16 protein-coding genes are annotated in these 15,133 nt (G+C 66.4%); 10 read left to right on the top strand and 6 right to left on the bottom strand.

Translation table 11 applies throughout. The features are described from left to right. Positions 1-81: 81 nt before the first annotated feature. Positions 82-1,014, top strand: coding sequence for a LysR substrate-binding domain-containing protein (locus FHW64_RS32180; RefSeq protein WP_221210582.1), 933 nt, complete (start codon positions 82-84; stop codon positions 1,012-1,014). A 2-nt stretch (positions 1,015-1,016) separates the two neighbouring features. On the opposite strand, the gene FHW64_RS32185 is transcribed toward FHW64_RS32180, so the two are convergent. Continuing rightward, complete coding sequence (locus tag FHW64_RS32185; RefSeq protein WP_184533188.1) at positions 1,017-1,967, bottom strand: PDR/VanB family oxidoreductase; 951 nt, start codon at positions 1,965-1,967, stop codon at positions 1,017-1,019. Beyond that, the gene (locus FHW64_RS32190; protein ID WP_184533190.1) at positions 1,964-3,280 is read right to left on the bottom strand and encodes a Rieske 2Fe-2S domain-containing protein; all 1,317 of its coding nucleotides are present in this window, start codon (positions 3,278-3,280) and stop codon (positions 1,964-1,966) included. The genes FHW64_RS32185 and FHW64_RS32190 overlap by 4 nt, the downstream gene beginning before the upstream one ends. Positions 3,281-3,456: 176 nt before the next feature. Here FHW64_RS32190 and FHW64_RS32195 point away from each other — a divergent pair, with 176 nt between their 5' ends. The 3 genes from FHW64_RS32195 to FHW64_RS32205 are packed head-to-tail and all read left to right on the top strand — an operon-like array spanning position 3,457 to position 6,350. Next, the gene (locus FHW64_RS32195; RefSeq protein ID WP_184533192.1) at positions 3,457-4,452 is read left to right on the top strand and encodes a tripartite tricarboxylate transporter substrate binding protein; all 996 of its coding nucleotides are present in this window, start codon (positions 3,457-3,459) and stop codon (positions 4,450-4,452) included. A 9-nt stretch (positions 4,453-4,461) separates the two neighbouring features. Then, positions 4,462-5,517, top strand: coding sequence for an SDR family oxidoreductase (locus FHW64_RS32200; protein WP_184533194.1), 1,056 nt, complete (start codon positions 4,462-4,464; stop codon positions 5,515-5,517). After that, positions 5,514-6,350: a sugar phosphate isomerase/epimerase gene (locus FHW64_RS32205; protein WP_184533196.1), complete on the top strand. Its 837-nt coding sequence runs from the start codon at positions 5,514-5,516 to the stop codon at positions 6,348-6,350. Before FHW64_RS32200 ends, FHW64_RS32205 begins: the two co-directional genes overlap by 4 nt. 5 nt (positions 6,351-6,355) lie before the next feature. Here the strand turns inward: FHW64_RS32205 and FHW64_RS32210 are convergent, their stop codons facing one another. Genes FHW64_RS32210 through FHW64_RS32220 form a run of 3 tightly spaced genes read right to left on the bottom strand, consistent with a single transcriptional unit; the run spans position 6,356 to position 8,736 of the window. Continuing rightward, positions 6,356-7,153 (bottom strand): enoyl-CoA hydratase/isomerase family protein, encoded by a 798-nt coding sequence (locus FHW64_RS32210; protein WP_184533198.1) that lies wholly within the window; start codon positions 7,151-7,153, stop codon positions 6,356-6,358. Between the two features lie 11 nt (positions 7,154-7,164). Further along, the gene (locus tag FHW64_RS32215) at positions 7,165-7,563 is read right to left on the bottom strand and encodes a Zn-ribbon domain-containing OB-fold protein (protein ID WP_184533200.1); all 399 of its coding nucleotides are present in this window, start codon (positions 7,561-7,563) and stop codon (positions 7,165-7,167) included. 3 nt (positions 7,564-7,566) lie between these two features. Next, positions 7,567-8,736, bottom strand: a complete 1,170-nt coding sequence (locus FHW64_RS32220; protein ID WP_184533202.1) for a thiolase domain-containing protein — start codon at positions 8,734-8,736, stop codon at positions 7,567-7,569. 76 nt (positions 8,737-8,812) lie between these two features. Here FHW64_RS32220 and FHW64_RS32225 point away from each other — a divergent pair, with 76 nt between their 5' ends. Genes FHW64_RS32225 through FHW64_RS32240 form a run of 4 tightly spaced genes read left to right on the top strand, consistent with a single transcriptional unit; the run spans position 8,813 to position 11,987 of the window. After that, positions 8,813-9,586, top strand: coding sequence for an SDR family NAD(P)-dependent oxidoreductase (locus FHW64_RS32225; RefSeq protein WP_311733427.1), 774 nt, complete (start codon positions 8,813-8,815; stop codon positions 9,584-9,586). A gap of 1 nt (position 9,587) precedes the next feature. Next, positions 9,588-10,385 carry an enoyl-CoA hydratase/isomerase family protein gene (locus FHW64_RS32230; RefSeq protein ID WP_184533204.1) on the top strand — a complete coding sequence of 266 codons (798 nt, stop codon included), beginning with the start codon at positions 9,588-9,590 and terminating at the stop codon, positions 10,383-10,385. Positions 10,386-10,389: 4 nt separating this feature from the next. Continuing rightward, complete coding sequence (locus FHW64_RS32235; protein ID WP_184533206.1) at positions 10,390-11,262, top strand: MaoC/PaaZ C-terminal domain-containing protein; 873 nt, start codon at positions 10,390-10,392, stop codon at positions 11,260-11,262. A 23-nt stretch (positions 11,263-11,285) separates the two neighbouring features. Continuing rightward, positions 11,286-11,987, top strand: a complete 702-nt coding sequence (locus FHW64_RS32240; protein WP_184533208.1) for a tyrosine-protein phosphatase — start codon at positions 11,286-11,288, stop codon at positions 11,985-11,987. A 3-nt stretch (positions 11,988-11,990) separates the two neighbouring features. Here the strand turns inward: FHW64_RS32240 and FHW64_RS32245 are convergent, their stop codons facing one another. Continuing rightward, the gene (locus FHW64_RS32245) at positions 11,991-12,962 is read right to left on the bottom strand and encodes a tripartite tricarboxylate transporter substrate binding protein (protein WP_184533210.1); all 972 of its coding nucleotides are present in this window, start codon (positions 12,960-12,962) and stop codon (positions 11,991-11,993) included. Positions 12,963-13,043: 81 nt separating this feature from the next. On the opposite strand from FHW64_RS32245, the gene FHW64_RS32250 reads away from it, so the two are divergent. Beyond that, positions 13,044-14,102, top strand: coding sequence for a phosphotransferase (locus FHW64_RS32250; protein WP_184533212.1), 1,059 nt, complete (start codon positions 13,044-13,046; stop codon positions 14,100-14,102). Next, entirely contained in the window at positions 14,102-15,097 is a 996-nt protein-coding gene (locus FHW64_RS32255) for an NADPH:quinone oxidoreductase family protein (protein WP_184533214.1), read from the top strand. The genes FHW64_RS32250 and FHW64_RS32255 overlap by 1 nt, the downstream gene beginning before the upstream one ends. Positions 15,098-15,133 lie beyond the last annotated feature (36 nt).

The following is a 15,133-nucleotide window of genomic DNA, read 5'->3' on the forward strand; positions in this document are numbered from 1 at the left end:
CAATTCTTCGCCTTGCGGATCATTGTGTGAAATGAATATTTGGTCGATCATCATTCCTTCAAAGGAATAGTGGAGAAGACCTTGCCAATCACCTTCCAGCAACTCCAGTGCGTGCGCCAGGTGGTCGAAAGCGGCTTCAGCGTGTCGCGCGCCGCCGAATCGCTGCATACGACGCAGCCCGGCGTCAGCAAGATGATTCGTCTGCTCGAAAAGGAGATCGGCGTCGAGTTGTTCACCCGGGCCGGCAACCGCCTGACGGGATTGACCGAGCCCGGCAAGGAAGCGCTTTCGCTGTGCGCGCGGGTGCTTCAGGATGCGCAGGCGCTCAGGCGTCTGAAGCAGGACTCGCCCGCCGAAAGCGAAGGCACCTTGCGCGTGGGGACCACGCACATCCACGCGCGCTATTCGCTGATCGAGGTGACGCGCCGATTCCTCGCCGTCTATCCGCAGGTGAAGCTCGAGTTCACGATCGGCCCGCCGTCGCAGATCCTGGCGGGCGTGACGGCGGGCACCATCGACATCGGCCTTTGCACGCTGCCGGATACCGTGCCTAAGGGCGTTGTCTCGGTGAAGGCCTATGACATCGACCGGTGCCTGATCGTGCCGCCGCGCCATCCGCTGTTGAAGATGGCGAAGACGGGGAGGGTGACGATGGAGCAGATCGCGCGATGGCCGCTCATCACCTACGACAGCAGCTTTACATCCGGCTCAGTGGTGCAGGGTGAGTTCCGCAGGCATGGCATCACGCCGTGGGTCGTGATGCGGGCCATGGACGCCAGCATCATCAAGGCCTACGTCGCGGCCGGCGTCGGTGTCGCCGTGCTGCAGAAGATGGCGTTCAGCGCAAGATTGGACAAGGACCTGCGCGCCATCCCCGTCGACCATCTGTTTCCATCGTCGAGCGCGATGATCAGCCTGCGGCGGGACCACCTGCTGAAGAAGTTCGCGTTCGACTTCATCCAGATGGTTGCGCCCGAATGGTCGCGGGAGGCGATCGACGCCCAGCTTCAGTGAAGTCAGATGTCGAGCACCAGCCGCGCCGAGAGGCTGCCGGAGCAGCAGACCATCATGGCCTGATTGGCCGCCTTCTCCTCGTGGGTGAGGTAGTCGTCGCGGTGGTCGGGCGTGCCTTCGAGCACGGGCGTGCAGCAGGTGCCGCAAATTCCCTGGGAGCACGAGTACTGGACGGTCACGCCAGCGTCGAGCAGGGTGTCCAGAAGCGTTCTTCCGGCCTCCACGTTCAAGGTCTTGCCGCTGCGGGCCAGCCGCACTTCGTATCCGCCGTCGGTGGCCGCTTCCTGGCTGGCGCTGAAGCGCTCCAGATGCACCCGCTGCGACGGCAGGCCACTGCAGGCGCTGGTGAATGCGTCCAGCATGCCGTTCGGCCCGCAGCAGTACAGATGCGACCCTGCCGGGGCTTCGCGCACGATGGCGGCGATGTCCGGGCGTGCCATGTTCTCGCTGGTGCAGTGCAGGTTCACCGCCGTACCGCTGCGGTCCAGCGCGTTGAGTTCCTGGAGGTAGGCGGCGCGTTGTCGCGAGCGCACGGCGTAGTGCAGGCGCCAGGCGCGGCCCAGCGTGTTCAGGCGCGCGGCCATGGCCATGAACGGCGTGATGCCGATCCCGCCGGCAATGAAGATCGAAAGCGGCGCGTCTTCGTACAGAGGGAAGTCATTGACCGGTACGCTGCTCGCGAAACCATCGCCCGGCCGCGGCGTGCTGTGCATCCAGGCCGAACCGCCGCGGCTCTCCGCCGCGCGGTCCACCGCAATCACGTAGCGATGGCGCTCGCTCGGGTCGTTCACCAGTGAGTAGCTGCGCTGCAGGCCGCCGGGCAGTTGCAGGTCGATGTGCGCACCCGCAGTGAAGGCCGGCAGCGGCGCGCCGCCGGCGGAAACGAACTCGTACGAGACGATGCCTTCCGCTTCGCGACGAAGCTGGCGTAGCAGCAGTTGCGGCCCGCTCACGGCGTGTAGCCGAAGCCGGCGTCCAGCCGCGCGGTCATGTGCTCGGCGTGTTCCTGCCACGGCACTTCCGCGGGCAGCGTGAGCGAGACGGCGCGCACCATGTATGTCGATGGGTCGGCCACACCCTGCGGCTCGGTGCCGCTGGCCTGCATGTTGCGCACCGTGTCCAGCAGCAGGCGGCGCGTCATCGCGACGCCGGTGTCGCTGATGCCGAGATGTTCCTTGCTGCGGTCATAGATCGCGGCCACGCCCGACTGGCAGGCCGCATCCTGCACCCACAGGCCCGGCAGGCCGGAGAACCACGTCTTGGTCTGCGCGTCGTAGTTGAAGAGATAGCCGTTCTGCCGGTTGTACTTGGTCCAGTACTTGGCGAAAGGTTCGGTCGCCGGTCGCGGCTCGAAGGCGTCCTGGCTGGCATGGCCGGTCTCGCGGCCCGCGTGGCCCTTCTCGAACAGCGCGCGCGACTTGTCGTAGAGCTTCTCCGAGGGGTGGTAGGAGAACATGATGCACAGCGAGTTGTAGTCGTCGATCGGCACCCACGCGTGACCCGACAGCTCAGGGTATTGCGACTGCGGCGGCACCAACGTCCAGAAGGGCAGGAGGAACTGGTTCACCCGCCAGTAGTTGGTCTCGTCGTCGAGCTTGCGGCGCGAGGCGATGCTCATGCCGAAGGGCTGGCGCTGGCATTGGAAGGTGGGCCGCAGGTCGCGCTTGGCGATCCAGTCGCTGATGGCGCCCTGTGCATCGATACGGCCGTGCAGGATCGGCGCGTGGGCGGAGTCGATCTCGCCTTCCACCGCCTGCAGCCAGTTGCATTCCTGCACGCGGAAGCTCACGTGAACGCGCTCGGCAGGCACGAGGTTCCATTCCACGTCGGGCAGCGGCGGCGGATTGTCCTGCTGCGGGCCCATGTAGGCCCAGGCGATGCCGTTTCGTTCGCGGCAGGCGTAGGCCTTGAGACGGACCTTGTCCTTCAGCCGGCTCTCTGGCAGTTCGGCCGGCATGTCCTGCACATGGCCGTCGGTGCCGAACTTCCAGCCGTGGTAGACGCACCGAAGGCCGCAATCTTCGTTGCGGCCGAAAACCAGCGGCGCACCGCGGTGCGGACAGGCGTGGTCCACGAGGCCGAGCCTGCCTTCGCTGTCGCGGAAAGCGATGAGGTCTTCGCCCAGCAGCCGTACCCGTTGCGGCATGCCGCCTGCAGGCAGGTCGCTGGTGGGCAGGAAAGGAATCCAGTACAGGCGCATCAGGCTGCCCATGGCGGTGCCTGGGCCGACGCGCACGAGCGTTTCGTTGTCTTCAGGGGAGAGCATGGGGGGCTCCGTGAAATGAGGTTGGATTGGATTATTGGTTAAACCATTCTAATCTCGAACTCGAAGAAGCGAAAGATGGAACGAAGCATTGCGACTCGGGGTATTACCGGGGAATGATCCATTGGTCTGTCCATTATGCTTTTGAGCAGATCTTTCGTTTCCTCAGGAGTCCTGACATGCCCACGACACGCTGCGGCCGTCGCACCGCGCTTTTCCGGATCGCGGCGGGTGCCGCCGCCCTCGCCGTTTCCCCCGATCGCCTGTTCGCGCAGGGAACCTGGCCGGATCGGCCCATCACGCTGATCACCCCCTTCGGCGGTGCCGTCGACATCCTGGCGCGCCTGATCGCCGCCGACCTCACCGGCCGGCTGGGGCAGACCGTGATCGTGGAGCAGAAGATCGGCGGCTCGGGAACCATCGGCATGGCGGCGGTGGCCCGCGCGCGTCCCGACGGCTACACGATCGGCATGGGCACGACCACGTCGCTGACTTCCGCGCCGCACCTCATCAAGAACCCGGGCTACGACGTCGAGAAGTCCTTCACCTACCTCGGCCTGATCCAGACATCGCGCCAGGTCCTGACGGTGTCGCCCAAGCTTGGCGTGGACACGCTGCAGGATTTCATCGCACTGGCCAAGGCCAAGCCCGGCACGCTCAACTTCGGATCGAGCGGGGTGGGCAACAGCATTCACCTGGCGGTGGAGCAGTTCAACGCGGCCGTCGGCATCAAGGCGGTGCACGTGCCTTTCAAGACGGGCAACGAGACCGACACGGCCATGATTGCCGGCGAAGTGCAGTACACGATTGCTTCGCTTGCCACTTCGCTGCCGCTCATCCAGGCCGGGCGCATCAAGGCGCTGGCGGTGACGGGCGAGGGCCGTGATCCGGCTTTGCCGAACGTGCCCAATCTGAGTGAATCCGGCCTGCCGGTGCGGATTCCGGATCAACTCTTCGGCATGGTCGGGCCGGCCAACATGCCGGCTCCGGTGACGCCGAAGCTTTTGAAGGCCGTCGCGGACATGCAGGCCGATCCCGCGTTCCAGGAGTCCGTGCGCCGCACCGGCGGCGTGCCTTCGCTGGTGCATGGCGAGGCCTTCCGCAAGCTGGCGCTGAGCGACAGCCAGACATGGGGCGATCTCATCAAGCGACTGGGCATCACGCTCAGCAGCTGAGGCGCCCGCATGCAAGAGAAGAAGACGGCGCTGATCGCTGGCGCGAGCGGCATCGTGGGGCGCGGCATTGCCGAGCGCCTGGTCCGTGATGGCTGGCGCGTGCTGTGCGCGAGCCGCTCCGGTGGCGGCAACTTGCCGGGTACGGAAGGTGTGGCGGTGGACCTTCTGGATGCCGAGGCTTGCGCGAGGGCCATGGCGCCGCACACCGGCATCACGCATGTGTTCCATGCGGCCTTTCAACCGGCGCCCAGTCGAGCTGCCGAAGTGGCACCCAACCTGGCGATGCTGCGCAATGTGGTCGAGGCGGTGCAGCAGGCCTCGCCGGCATTGCGTAAGGTGGTGCTGGTCACGGGCGCAAAGTTCTACGGCATCCAGTGGGGCGAGAGCCCGACGCCTTGCCGCGAGAGCGACCCGAGACAACTGCCGCCGAACTTCTACTACGACCAGGAGGACTGGTTGCGCGAAGCGAGTCGCAGCGCGCGCTGGCGCTGGGTCAACCTGATTCCGCCCTTCGTCTCCGGCTATGCAGTGGGCAATCCGATGAACCTGGTGCTGGGCATCGGGCTCTATGCCGCGGTGTGCAAGGAGCTTGGCATTCCACTGCGCTTTCCCGGCAGTGTGGGCGCCTACGAGGCTCTGCACCAGATCGCGGACGCGCGGCAGATCGGCGCCGCGGCGGCGTGGGCCGCGGACGCGCCGGCAGCCGAGGATGAGGTCTTCAACATCACCAACGGCGATCCGGCGCGCTGGCGTCATACGTGGCCTGGGCTCGCGGAAGCGCTCGGGATGGCCTTCGCCGAGCCGAAGACGCTGCCTCTCGCGGACCTCATGCCGGCGCAGCAAGCAGTGTGGGATCGCATCGCGTGCCGGCATGGCCTGCGGACGATCGACATTGGCAAGATCGTCGACTGGCGATGGATGGACTACATGCTGCGCCAGTCGCACGACATCGTGCTGGCGACGGCGAAGATCCGGCGGGCCGGCTTCCACGACTGCATCGAGACCGATGCGACGCTGGTGCAGCGCCTGCGCGAACTGCAGGCCAGCGAGGTGTTGCCGGCATGAGCGGCAATCCACGTCGCCGCGAAGTCCGCGCGCTCACGCTGGGCTTTCTTTCTCTCGGTGCCAATGCGGCGGCGCTGGATGTGCTCTCGGCAGCAGCCGAAGCAGGCTTCGGCGCTGTGGGCTTGCGTGTCAGCGGTCGCAATCCCGGGGATCCGTGGCCGCAGCCGAATGCCGAGGGCGATGGCTTCGAGCAGATACGCGCGCGAGCCGAGGCGCTCTCGATCCGCATCTCCAGCATCTCCGGCTACTACCTGTCGGAGAAGACGAGCCTGTCGCACCTGCTCGCCAACGTGGAAGCCGCACGCCGCGTCGGTGCACCGCTGATCTCGCAGGGCTGCTTCGAGCCTGATCTGCCGCGCGTGGCGGAACTGCTGCGCGACTACGCGCGCGCGGCGGCCGATGCTGGCGTGCGCATTGCGCTCGAGTTCATGCCCATGAGCTCGCTCAAGACGATTGCCGATGCGCAGCGCGTGATTGCCGACAGCGGTGCGCGCAATGTGGGCCTGCTGATCGACTCGCTCCATCTCGCGCGTTCCGGCGCAGGCAGCGCGGACGTGCGTGCGCTCGACGCCCGATGCATCTATCTCACGCAACTCTGTGACGCGCCCGCCGTGCGGGCGGCTGAAACGACCCTGTTCGACGAAGCGATGTCGGGCCGCATGTACCTGGGCGATGGCGGCCTCGATCTGAAAGGGCTTGTGGAAGCCTTGTCGCCTGACGCGGAGATCGAGTTGGAAACGCCCATCATTGCCGACTCCGCGCTGCCAGGAGGCGAGCGCGCGCGACGCGCAGCGGAGAAGGCCTTGGCCTTCTTCGCATCGCACTTCGGCTGAGCGCGTCAACCTCGCGCGGACTTCAGGCCGCTGAAGGCCGGACGCTGCTTTCCAAGAATCGCTTCGACCTGCGCGGCCGGTTCCGGCGCCGCGAAAGCGGCGGCCTGGCTCGCAGCTTCCAGCGCGAAGGCACTCTGCCTGTCGCTGTCGAGCGAGGCATTCAGCATTGCCTTGGTAAGCGCGACTGCGGTCGGCGCGGCGCGGGCCATGCGTTCGGCCATGTCGCGCGCACGTGCTTCGAGCGCTTCGCTGGCGTGCACTTCCATCACGATGCCGAGTTCGCGAGCTTCGTCGACGCTGACATCGCGGGTGGAGAACACCAGCTCCTTCGCACGCTGGAGACCCACGACACGCGGCAGCAGATAGAGCGCGCCAAGGTCCGGGACGAGGCCTAGCCGCAAATGCGCCATGGCGAACTTCGCGCGCGGGCTGGCGATGATCATGTCCGCACACAACGCCAGCGCGAAGCCGGCACCGATCGCCGGACCGTCGATCGCGGCGATCACGGGGCAGCCCACGTTAAGTAGATCGTCGGTGAGGCGAAGCCCAGCGTTGATCCGCCGTTGCCAGTAGGCGGGCCCTGCATTCGCATGCTCCTGCAGCGCGTGGAGGTTGCCCCCGGCGCAGAAGGCGCCCGCGCCGCCGGTGAGGACGAGCACGCGCACGGCAGGGTCGTTGCGCACTTGCTCCAGCACCGTCATGAGGTCGGTGCGCAGCGGCACATCCAGCGGGTTGTGGATCTCAGGCCGGGTGAGGCGAATCCAGCCGACCGCGTTCTCCACAGAGAAGTCGAGCGTCTCCATCTGCACTGTGCTCAGGCCGGCTTGAACATCGGGACCATCGCGCCGCCGTCTGCCGGCTTGAAGGTCACCTCGACGCGTTGCCCGATCTTCAGATCGTCGAAATCACAGTCGACGATGTTGGTGAGCATGGTGATGCCTTCATCGAGCGCGACGTAGGCGATTGCGTAGGGAATGGGGCCGGCGCGTCGCGTGACGCTCACGCTGTAGATCGTGCCCAGTCCCGAGAGGCTGCACCACTCGGTGTCGCCCATGCAGAAGGGGCAGAGCGCGCGCGGATACCAGTGGACCTTGCCGCAACTGGTGCAACGCCGCGTGCAAAGAAGGCCTTCCTTGGCCTGCGTCCAGAAGTGCTCGGTGGCGGCGTCGACGGTCACGGGTGCCAGAGGGCGATCGGTGTAGGGAGTGGTCATCGCTTATTGCCTTTCCATGATCAGGGTGGCGCTGCCGTGGCGCGAGCCGAGCAGGCCGCCGGTGCCTTGCGCCAGAGCCAGGGTGCAATCGGGCACCTGAACCTTCGGGTGCGCTTCACCGCGCAACTGGCGCACGGCCTCGATCACCTTCGTGATGCCGCCGCGATTGGCCGGATGGTTGTTGCACAGGCCGCCGCCATCGGTATTGAAGGGCAGCTTGCCGACGCCCGAGATCAGGTTGCCGTCGGCCACGAAGCGACCGCCTTCACCCTTCTTGCAGAAGCCCAGGTCTTCCAGCTGCATCAGCACAGTGATGGTGAAGCTGTCGTAGATCGATGCGTACTGGATGTCGGCGGGGCTCACACCCGCTTCCTTGAACGCGATCGGTCCGGAGATCGCCGCGCCGGACCAGGTCAGGTCGACCTGCCCGCCGAGCTGGCCCTTGATGGTTTCGCCCGCGCCGAGGATGTTGATGACCGGGCGTTTCAGGCGCGCAGCGATCTCGGGCCGCACCACCACCAGCGCGCCACCGCCGTCGCTCACCACGCAGCAGTCCAGCTTGTGCAGTGGGTCGGAAATCATCGGGGAGGCCAGCACTTCTTCCACGGTCACCGGTTCGCGCAGCATCGCGTTCGGGTTGTGCTGCGCATGGGCAGCGGCTGCCACCTTGATCCACGCGAGCTGCTCGCTGGTGGTGCCGTACTCGTGCATGTGGCGGGCTGCTGCCAGCGCGTACATGTTGACGGTGACGGGGCTGTAGGGCATCTCCCAGGGCACGTCCGGCGTGTTGGCCGTGACGAGCCGGGGCGCGACGCCGCTCGATCCTTCGCTGCGCGGACGACCCGCGAGGGTCACCAGCGCGACATCGCACTTGCCGGCTGCAATGGCCTGCGCAGCATGCGACACGTGGATCAGGTACGCCGACCCGCCGGTGTCGGTGGTGTCTATATGGCGCAGCTTGGTCAGGCCCAGATAGTCGGCCATGTTGTTGGCACCCAGGCCGGGCGCATCGCCGGCGCAGAAATAGCCGTCGACGTCCTGCAGGGTGAGTCCGGCATCCGCCAACGCGCCGCGCGCGCATTCAGCGTGCAGTTGCGCCACTGTCTTGTCGGGGGCCTTGCGGGTCGGGTGTTCATAGGCGCCTGCGATGCAGGCCTTGCGTTTGATGGTCATGTGTTTGCTCCAGCCACTGTTCGCGAGTAGGATATCATTGGTTCAACCATCGAACAAGCAAACAAGGAGCATCAAAGTGGATCCCATCGTCAGCCTGCAAGGGCGCACCATCGTCGTCACCGGGGCCGGCCAGGGCATCGGCAAGGGCATTGTGGAACTGGCCATCGACCTCGGTGCCAACGTGGTGGCCGTCGACCTCAACGGTCAGACGCTCGACGCTGCGGTCTCTCCGCTGCCGCAGGCGCGCGTGCTTGCGGTGCAAGGCAGCGTGGCCGACCCGGCCGTGGCCGATCGCGCGGTTACCGAAGCGGTTGCCAAGTTTGGCGCTGTGCACGGCCTCGTCAACAACGCCGGCATCATCCGCCCCGCCATGATCGACAAGATGACCGACCAGCAATGGCAGGAGGTGATCGACGTGCACCTCACCGGTTCCTTCTACTGGATGCGTGCCACTGGCCGTCACATGGTCGAACGGGCCAAGGGTGGCGACAAGACGGGCGGCTCGATCGTCAACATCTCGTCCGACGCCGGTCGCAAGGGCTCGATCGGCCAGATCAACTACGCAGCGGCCAAGGCCGGCATGCTGGGCATGACGATGACCGCCGCACGCGAATGGGGCCGCTACAACATCCGCACCAACTCGATCTGCTTCGGCGTGGTCGAAACGCCGATGACCGAAGTCGTGCGTGGCGAGAAGTTCCGCGACGGCATGCTCGCCCAGATTCCGTTGGGTCGCTGGTCCACGCCGGGCGAGGTGGTGAAGAGCGTCTGCTTCCTGCTGTCGGATGGATCGAGCTACATCACGGGCCAGCATCTGGGCGTGAACGGCGGCTTCCACATCAGCCTCTGACATGACGGGCGACAGCGTCCTCCTGGAGCGCGCGGACGGCGTGGCCGTCCTCACGCTGAACCGGCCGTCGGCGAAGAACGCGATCGACATCCCGACCACCGACGCACTGGTGGCCTCCTTGCGCGCGCTGCGTGCTGACGACGACATCCGCGCCGTCGTGCTGACGGGTGCGGGCGGCGACTTCTGCGCGGGCGGCGACGTCAAGGGCATGGCCGATGGCGGCTCGCGGACTGTCGAGCAGCGCCGCGCGGGCATGGCCCGCTATGCCGAACTGGCGCGCGCGTTGGCGTCGCTGGACAAGCCGCTGATCGCCGCAGTCGATGGCGTCGCCTTCGGCGCGGGCCTCAGCATGGCGCTCTATGCGGACATCGTGCTGGTGAGCACGCGCGCGCGGCTGGCCATGGTGTTTCATCGCATCGGCCTCGTGCCCGATGTAGGTGCCTGGTACCAGTTGCCACGTGTGGTGGGATTGCAGCGTGCCAAGGAACTGATCTATTCGGCCCGCGAGTTCGGTGCCGACGAGGCAGTGCGCATGAACATCGCGCTCGAGGCTCTCGCGCCGGAGGCCCTGATGCCACGCGCAATGGAACTGGCCCGCAGTCTCGCGGGTGCATCGCCGACGGCATTCAGCCTCTCCAAGCGCGCGCTGGCCGCGACGCTGCAGAGCGATCTGGAGACCATGCTGGACATGGAAGCGTCCTCGCAGGCGATTGCCTCGTCCAGTGCGTACTTCCGCGAAGCGATCCGCCGCTTCGCTGCCAAGGAGCCGGCGCAGTTCCGCTGGCCGAACAAGGATTGAAAGCATGATCGACTACGAGAAGACCAAGGCCTGGCGTTCCGATCCGGTGCGCCACACCTACACCGAGCGCGACACCATCCTCTATGCCCTCGGCGTGGGTTTCGCGTCCGATCCGCTGGTGTTGGAAGAACTGCGCTTCGTCTACGAAAAGGAACTCCAGGCCGTGCCGACGATGGCCGCGGTCCTGGCATCGCCCGGCTTCTGGATGCGTGATCGCAAGGAGCTCGGCATCGACTACCTGAAGCTGGTGCACGGCGAACAGGGCGTGACGATCCATTCGCCGTTGCCCGCAGCCGGCACGCTGATCGGCCAGAGCCGCGTCACCCGCATCGTCGACAAGGGCGAGGGCAAGGGCGCGACGATGCATGTGGAGAAGACCCTCACCGACGAGGCGAGCGGCCAGCATGTCGCCACGTCCGAGATGGTGCTCTTCCTGCGCGGCGATGGTGGGTTCTCGAAGAACGGCGGTGGCGACGAGCCCGCACCTGCTGCACCTGCGACACCCGACGCGGCGCCGGACGTGACGATCGAGCTGCCGACCCGCGCGGATGCCGCCGTGCTGTACCGCCTCTCGGGCGACATCAATCCGCTGCACATCGATCCTGCAGTTGCTACCAAGGCCGGCTTTCCCCGACCGATCCTGCATGGCCTCGCCACCTATGGCAACGCATGCCGCGGCATCCTGGCAAAGTTCTGTGGGCACGATGCCTCGCGCATGAAGTCGATCCGCGCGCGGTTGACCTCGCCGGTCTATCCCGGCGAAACGCTGGTGCTTGATTGCTGGCAACTGGGCTCGGAGGAGATCGCCTTCCGTGCCAGCGTGAAGGAGCGCGGCGTGCAGGTGCTGGCCAACGGACGCGCTGTCCTGGGGGCTTGATGACGGGGCTGGTCGCGGCCAGCGTGCCGAACCTGCGCGACCTGGGTGGCATCGCCACCGCGTCGGGCCATGTCATTGCACCCGGGCGACTCTGGCGTTCCAGTCATTTCGGTTCGGTCTCGGACGACGAACTGGACGCGCTGCGCGCCATTGGACTGCAGTCGGTGATCGATCTGCGCGGCGCGGACGAGCGGACGCGCGCGCCGTCGCGCCTGCCGCAATTCGGGATCCGCGAGCTGCATCTGCCGATCGAGCCGCGCGCGATGGGCGCGCTGCGCGAACTGCGTGAGGCGGGTGAACCCGACAAGTCCGCGCTGGCCGCCATCATGTTCGAGGTCTATCGGCGCTTCGTGAACGAACACACGCCTGTCTTCGCCTCGCTCCTGCGGCTGGTCGCCGATGAGGCGACGCCGCTCCCGTTGGTGATTCACTGCACCGCCGGAAAGGACCGCACCGGCTGGGCTGCGGCGTTGCTGCTGCTTGCGCTTGGGGTGCCGCGCGAAACCGTGCTCGACGACTTTCTGGCGAGCAACGGGCGCTGGTCCATGCAGGGTGTATCGGCCGATTGGGCACTGCTGGCGACGGTGCACGCCGACTATCTGCAGTGCGCGTTCGATGACATCGACAAGCGCTGGGGCTCGTTCGACGCGTACCTGGAAGGGCCGCTCGGTCTCGATCAGCAAGCGCGCGAACGATTGAGCGCGCGCCTGCTGGTCAGGCGCTGAGGACTAGAGTTTCACGCGCCCGGCATCGACGAGCTTCTGCGTGAGTGCGAGCTGGTCCTTCATGAAGCGCTGCGTCTTGTCGGGGCTCCACGGTGCCGGCTCGAAGCCCAGCTCCAGCAGCTTCGCGCGCACATCCGGCATCACGAGGATGCGGCCCAACTCCGCGTTGAGCTTGTCCACGATCGCCTTCGGCGTCTTGGCCGGCACGAAGGCGGCGCCCCAGCCCGGCATGTCGACTTCCGGATAGCCGAGCTCGGCGAAGGTCGGCACGTCGGGATACGCAGGAAAGCGCGTGGCGCTGGCAACGGCGAGCGGCTTGATCTTGCCGGGGTAGCGGTTCACGCCGCCGACCGACGCCACTGCCGCGTCGATCTGTCCGCCGATCAGGTCCTGCAACGCGGGCGTCTCGCCCTTGTACGGCACATGCACGGTGTCGATGCCGGCCGCCATGTTGAACAACTCGCCGACGAAGTGACCACCCGAGCCTGGACCATAGGAGCCATATGAAAGCTTGCCGGGCCGTGTCTTGGCGAGCGCCACGTATTGCTTGAGCGTCGAGGCAGGCAGGCTCTCGCGAACGCCGAGTGCGATCGGCGTGAGCGCCAGCATGCCGACCGGCTGCAGGTCTTCGAGCCGATAGCCCGGCTTCGGCATCAGCACCGTGTTGCTGAGGAGCGCGCTGTAGCCGATCAACACCGTGTATCCGTCGGCCGGTGCCTGCGACACCGTGGCTGCGGCGATGGCGCCACTCGCACCAGACCGGGATTCGACGATGCAGGGCTGGCCCCATGCATCGGTCAGCTTCTGGCCAATGATCCGCATCATGGTGTCGTGGCCTCCGCCCGCCGGCGTAGGAATCACGAACTTGATGACCTGTGAAGGGAAGGGCTGCGTCTGCGCCTGCGCGAGCGGCAGCACGCCCGCACCGAGCGAGCCCAGGGCTGCAGCAAGCGTCTGGCGTCGAGTGAACTTCATTGCGATGTCTCCTTGTGTGATGGATTCGGGTGCTATACGATTCGTCGAAATCATTGGTTCAACCATAGATTAAACGACAAAGTGAACAATTCATCCACCCCAACATTCACGACAGCAAGTGCGTTCGACCCGGCGCAGACGAGCGCGCTCGATGCGTTGATTCGCCGGGAGATCGGCGCCTTCGACGGCGCTCTGCGGGTACGGCAGGTGGAAGGCGGGCAGTCCAACCCCACTTTCATCGTCGATGCAGGCACGCGGCGGCTCGTGCTGCGACGCAAGCCGCCAGGCGTGCTGCTGCCTTCGGCGCATGCGGTGGAGCGCGAATTCCGCGTGCTGCGCGCGCTCGAGGGATCGGACGTGCCGGTGCCGCGCGCACGCGTGCTGTGCGAAGACCCGGCGGTGCTGGGCAGCACGTTCTACCTGATGGACTTCGTCGAAGGGCGCATCCTCACCGACCAGACCTTGCCCGGCATGGCTGCGGCCGAGCGTCGCGCCCACTACGCCGAGATGGCTCGCGTGATGGCGGCGCTTCACTCGGTGGATTGGCGTTCACGCGGCCTTGGCGACTATGGCCGCGAAGGCAGATATGTCGAGCGCCAGCTGGACCGCTGGACACGCCAGTACCGCGCGAGCGAGACCAGCCGCATCGATGCAATGGAGCGCCTGATCGAATGGCTGCCCGTGCATGTGCCGCCGCAGGAAAGCACATCGCTCGTGCACGGCGACTTCCGGCTCGACAACCTCGTGTTCCATCCGACCGAGCCGCGCATCGTTGCCGTGCTCGACTGGGAGCTCTCCACCTTGGGCGATCCGCTGGTGGACTTTGCGTATCACTGCCTCGCGTGGCGCCTGCAGCTCGGAACGCATCGCACGCTCGCGGGACTCGACCTCTTGCCGGAAGGCATTCCGACCGAAGCGCAGCACGTGGCCGACTACTGCCGCGCAAGCGGTCGCAGCGATGCGCGCATTGCGCACTGGCACTACCACCTCGCATTCAACATGTTCCGCCTTGCCGCTATCCAGCAGGGTGTCGCCCGTCGCGCGCTGGACGGCAACGCGGCCAACAGCCGGGCCGCCGCTGTGGCTGCGCGCGTTCAAGCCACCGCGGAAGCCGGTTGGGCGGCAACGAAGGAGTCTTGATGACGAGCAACCTGCCATCCTCGATGCGCGCATGGCGCGTCGAGGAAATCAGCGACCGCGGCGAGATGCATCTTCGCGACGTGGAGGTGCCCCAGCCCGCCCCCGATCAATACCTCGTCCGCGTCGAGGCCGCGGGCCTCGCCTTCGGCGACACGTTGATCGTGCGCGGCAAGTACCAGATCAAGCCATCGCTGCCCTTCACACCCGGCTCCGAAGTGCTGGGCACCATCGTGGCGGGTGAGGGCGGCGATCTACCGGTCGGCACGCGCGTCGCGAGCTCTTCGCGGCAGGGCGGCTTCGCGCAGTACGCGCTGGTGCCGCGCAGCGAAGCCATCGCGATCCCGCAGGACATCGACCCGGGCGATGCGCTCGCACTGCGCAGCAACTATCCGACGTCGCTGTTCGCGCTGCGCATGGCCGGGCGTCTGCAGCCTGGCGAGACACTGCTCGTGCATGCCGCTGCAGGTGGCGTCGGCAGCGCGGCGCTGCAACTCGGCAAGTTGATGGGCGCACGTGTGATCGCTACTGCGGGTGGACCGGAGAAGGTGCAAGCCTGTCTTGATGCGGGCGCCGATGCCGCGCTGGACTACCGCGATCCCGATTGGGTCGATGCGTTTCGCAAGGTCGCGCCCGGTGGCGCCGACGTGATCTACGACCCCGTGGGCGGGGAGATCGGTGCGCAGAGCCTTCGCTGCCTTGCCTTCGGCGCACGCTACCTCGTCATCGGCTTTGCGGCCGGCACGCTGACGCAACTGCCGGCGAACCGGCTGCTGCTTCACAACGCCAGTGCGATCGGCGTGCTGTGGGGCGAGGTGCGCAAGCGCGACATCGCGCTCGCCGCGCAGCTCACGCGCGAGGTCTATGACTGGCATGCCGAACGCCGCCTCCGGCTTATGCCCGGTCCTGCGTTCGACTTCAACGAGGCACAGACGGCGCTGGCCGCGCTCGAAGGCCGCTCCACAGTCGGAAAGGCGTGGCTTCGCGTTCCGCACTAGCGGCGCCTCTCGGTACTTACCCCGATTCAATGGCCG

This window comes from Variovorax sp. Sphag1AA, from assembly GCF_014192575.1.
GTDB lineage: Bacteria > Pseudomonadota > Gammaproteobacteria > Burkholderiales > Burkholderiaceae_C > Variovorax.